This window comes from Streptomyces sp. UH6, from assembly GCF_013421635.1.
In the GTDB taxonomy this organism is placed as follows: domain Bacteria; phylum Actinomycetota; class Actinomycetes; order Streptomycetales; family Streptomycetaceae; genus Streptomyces; species Streptomyces abyssomicinicus.
On the sequence record NZ_JACADT010000518.1, the window covers coordinates 1 to 4,018 of the forward strand.

A 4,018-nucleotide genomic window follows, 5' to 3' on the forward strand; every position below is an offset into this window, starting at 1 on the left:
ACGGTCTGCACGGCCGCCGGGACGTCACCGTCGATGGTGCTGGCGGGGACTTCGAGGATGTCCGCGCTGACGGTGTTCGGGTTGGGGGCGGGGAGGGTGCGCCAGTCGAGGTGGAAGAGGGAGTCGTTGGTGGGGGTGGTGTCGAGCTGTTCGGCCGTGACGGGGCGCAGGGTGAGGGTGTCGATGCGGCCGAGGGGGGTGCCGGTGGCGTCGGCCAGGTCGAGGGCGATCCCGCCGCCAGGGTTGGTGGTGATGCGGGTGCGCAGGACGGGTGAGCCGACCGCGGTCAGCTGGACGCCGCTCCAGGCGAAGGGCAGGCCGGGGCCGTCGATTCCGGTGGGCAGGCCGCTGATGCCGATGGCGTGGAGGGCGGCGTCCAGCAGGGCGGGGTGGATACCGAAACGGCCGGCTTCCGTCCACGCCTCCTGCGGCAGGGCGACCTCCGCGAACACCTCCTGGCCTCGGCGCCACACGCCGCGCAGGCCCTGGAACACCGGGCCGTAGCCGTAGCCGAGCTCGGTCATGGTGTCGTACATGCCGTCCACGGAAACGTGCTTTGCCCGGCGCGGCGGCCACTCGGTCAGTGGAGTGTTGGCCTGCGCCACGGCAGGGGCGACGAAGCCGGAGGCGTGCAGGGTCCAGATGTCGCTGTCGTCACCCGCGGGCGCGGAGTGGACGGTGACCGGACGGCGTCCGCTGTCCTCGGCCGCGCCGACCACCACCTGCAGGCTCACCCCGCCACGCTCGGGCAGGACCAGCGGGGATTGCAGGGTGAGGTCGTCCAGGACGCCGCAACCGAGGCGGTCACCGGCGTGCAGGGCCAGTTCCACGAACGCGGTCCCCGGCAGCAGCACCGTCCCGAAGATCGCGTGATCGGCCAGCCAGGGATGCGTGTCCAGCGAGAGCCGGTTGGTGAGGACGAGTCCGTCGCCGTCGGCGAGCAGCACCTCGGCACCCAGCAAAGGGTGCTCAGCCGTGCGGAGGCCGAAGCCGGTGACGTCACCGATCGAGCCCCGGACGGACTCAGGCCAGTACCGCTCGTGCTGGAAGGCGTAGGTGGGGAGGTCGATCTGCCGGGCGTTGGTGCCGGCGTAGTAGGCGGTCCAGTCGACGGTGGAGCCGTGGGTGTGCAGTTCGGCGAGAGCGGTGACGACGGCGTCGGTCTCGGCCCGGTTCTTCCGCAACGCCGGCACGAACGCGGCCTCGGCCGCCGTCTCCTGGGCCATGGCGGACAGAACCCCACCCGGACCCAGCTCCAGATAGGTGCTCACGCCCTGGGCGTCGAGGTGGCGGATACCGTCGGCGAACCGGACGGCCTGACGGACGTGGTTGACCCAGTAGTCGGCCGTCAGCAGCTCCTCACCCGCGACGGTGCCGGTGAGGTTGGAGACGATCGGGATCCGCGGGGCCTGGAAAGTGGCCGCCTGCACGACCTGCCGGAACTCCTCCAGCATCGGCTCCATGCGCGGCGAGTGGAACGCGTGGCTGACCCGCAGCCGCTTCGACTTCTCGAAAAGCTCGGCAATCGCGGTGACTTCGTCCTCGTCGCCGGAGATGACGACGGAGGTGGGTCCGTTGAGGGCGGCGATGGACACGTTGTCGGTGAGCAGGGGCAGGACCTCGTCCTCGGTCGCCTGCACGGCGACCATCGCCCCACCCTCCGGCAGAGCCTGCATCAACCGGCCCCGCGCAGCCACCAGAGCAGCCGCGTCCTCCAGCGACCAGACGCCCGCGACGTGCGCGGCGGCCAACTCACCGATCGAGTGGCCCAGCAGATAGTCAGGCGTGACACCCCAGTGCTCCACCAGCCGGAAGAGGGCCACCTCGACCGCGAACAGACCGGCCTGGGTGTAGACGGTGCGGTCGAGGAGGTCCGACTCGGGGTCGAAGACCAGTTCCTTGACCGGCCGGTCCAGGTGCTTGTCCAGCTCCGCGCAGACCGCGTCGAACGCGTCCGCGAACACCGGGAACGCCTCGTACAGCTCCCGGCCCATCCCGGCCCGCTGCGAGCCCTGGCCGGAGAACAGGAACGCCGAACGCCCTCCCCCGACCACACCCGACACCACACCCGCCGCCGAACGCCCCTCGGCCACCGCGCGCAGCAGATCCTCACGGTCCTCGCCGAAGACCACCGCACGGTGGTCGAACAGGGTTCGCGCGGACACCAGGGACCAGCCCACGTCCACCGGCGAGACGTCACCCGTAGCCAGCGGCAGCAGACGCTCCGCCTGGCCCGCCAGAGCCTCCGGCGACTTTGCCGACAGCACCCACGGCACCACCGGCAGCACAGCCGCCGGCTCCTCCGCCCCGGCGACCGGCTCGGGCTCGGGCTCGGCGGACTCCAGGATGATGTGGGCGTTGGTGCCGCTGATGCCGAACGACGACACACCCGCACGGCGCGGACGCTCACCCGTCTCCGGCCACTCCCGCGCCTCCGTCAGCAGCTCCACCGCGCCGGCCGACCAGTCGACCTTCGACGACGGCTCGCCGACGTGCAGAGTCGCGGGCAGCAGACCGTGGCGCATCGCCATGACCATCTTGATCACGCCGCCGACGCCCGACGCGGCCGCGGCATGCCCGATGTTGGACTTGATCGAGCCGAGCCACAGCGGCCGCCCGTCCTCCGGACGCTCCTGGCCGTACGTCGCCAGCAGCGCCTGGGCCTCGATCGGGTCACCCAGCGTCGTGCCGGTGCCGTGGGCCTCGACGGCGTCGACGTCGGCACCGGTCAGACCCGCCCCGGCGAGCGCCGCGCGGATGACGCGCTGCTGCGACGGCCCGTTCGGCGCCGTGAGCCCGTTGCTCGCACCGTCCTGGTTGACGGCCGAACCCCGCACCACCGCCAGCACCTGGTGCCCGTTGCGGCGCGCGTCCGACAGACGCTCGACCAGCAGCACGCCGACGCCCTCGGACCAGCCGGTGCCGTCCGCCTCGTCGGAGAAGGACTTGCAGCGGCCGTCCGTGGCCAGACCGCGCTGACGGCTGAACTCGACGAAACCGGTCGGCGTCGCCATCAGAGCGACACCGCCCGCCAACGCCATCGTGCACTCGCCGCTGCGCAGCGCCTGGACGGCCAGGTGCAGGGCGACCAGGGACGACGAGCAGGCCGTGTCGACCGTGATGGCCGGGCCCTCCAGGCCCAGGACGTAGGCGACGCGGCCGGAGAGCACGCTGGTGGCCATGCCGGTCAGCAGGTGGCCCTCGGTGCCCGTGCTGTCGGCGGTGCCGGAGAGATCGGCGCCGTAGCCGGAGGCGGACGCGCCGGCGAAGACGCCGACGCGGTGGCCGCGGACGGAGGCGGCGTCGATGCCGGCCCGCTCGAAGACCTCCCAGGACGCCTCCAGCATCAGCCGCTGCTGCGGGTCCATCGCCAGCGCCTCGCGCGGCGAGATGCCGAAGAAGCCGGCGTCGAAGCCGGGGGCGTCGTGCAGGAAGCCGCCGTCGCGGACGTAGGAGGTGCCGGGCGTCTCGGGGTCGGGGTCGTAGAGGGCGTCGAGGTCCCATCCGCGGTCGGTGGGGAACGGCGTGATGCCGTCGCCGCCGGACTCCACGAGCCGCCACAGGTCGTCGGGGCCGGCCACGCCGCCGGGATAGCGGCAGGCCATGCCGACGATGGCGATCGGCTCGTCGTCGGCGGCTCCCGCGGCGCCCGCCTCGGAGCGGGACGCGGTGGCGGCCTCCGCCGGGAGGAGCTCGGACTCCACGAACCGGGCCAGCGCGGCCGGGTTGGGGTGGTCGAAGACGAGGGTGCTGGGCAGGGCGATGCCCAGCTCGCGGGCGAGCCGGTTGCGCAGGTCGACGGCGGTGAGCGAGTCGAAGCCCAGGTCGCGGAAGGCGCGGTCGGGCCTGATCTCCGTGGTGTCGCCGTGACCGAGGACCGCGGCGGCGGCCTCACGGACGCGTCGCACCAGATGGTCCGCGCGGTCGGCGGGGGACAGCGCGGCGAGCTGGTCGCGCAGCCGGGTGCGGGCGTCGTCGGCCTCGGGCGAGTCGTCCTGCCCGGTGGTCGCGGAGGCGA

General features: G+C 72.9%; 1 protein-coding gene. It reads right to left on the minus strand.

Features of this window, described 5'->3' with window-relative positions:
• A partial coding sequence (locus HW445_RS21135; RefSeq protein ID WP_180222556.1) for a type I polyketide synthase occupies positions 1–4,018 on the minus strand: 4,018 nt, incomplete at both ends.